Origin of the sequence: Pseudomonas sp. 43(2021) (assembly GCF_017490805.1) — a bacterium.
Taxonomy (GTDB): Bacteria; Pseudomonadota; Gammaproteobacteria; order Pseudomonadales; family Pseudomonadaceae; genus Aquipseudomonas.
Genome location: NZ_JAFGYJ010000603.1, coordinates 1 through 428, shown reverse-complemented (window position 1 = coordinate 428; position 428 = coordinate 1). Strand labels below are relative to the sequence as shown.

Below are 428 nucleotides of genomic sequence, written 5' to 3'. Positions count from 1 at the left end.
GCGACTATCGTAACAGCGTGCCGCTCTCGGCGGTACCCGGCCACGGTGAAGTGCACGGCAGGGCCGAAGGTTTGCGAGGCTGGTACGGCAGTGATTTCAACAAGGCCAACGAGCAACTGAACAGCCCGAAGACCGACCCCCAAACCATGGCCGCCAAAGGCCTGGCCTTGCGTGAAATGCTTTCGCTGATGATCGCCCAGCGCCGTCCTTCGCATTACCTGACCAAGGGCCGCGAGGAATTGGCCAGCCTCACCGACAGCCACCTGCGCCTGCTCAAGCAGAACGGCGTGATCGACAGCGCTCTGGCCGACGCCGCGCTGGCAAGCACCGTGTCCTACCGCGACTGGCAGACCCAGCCAACGATGCAGCCGATTGAAACCAACAAAGGCATCAGCGTTGCCCGCAGCCGCCTGGCAAGCATGCTCAAC

At 63.1% G+C, this 428-nt stretch carries 1 pseudogene; it reads left to right on the top strand.

Going from position 1 to position 428, the window contains the following annotated elements:
- Positions 1-428, top strand: a pseudogene (locus J5M71_RS28905) (glycosyl transferase family 51); the annotation flags it as partial.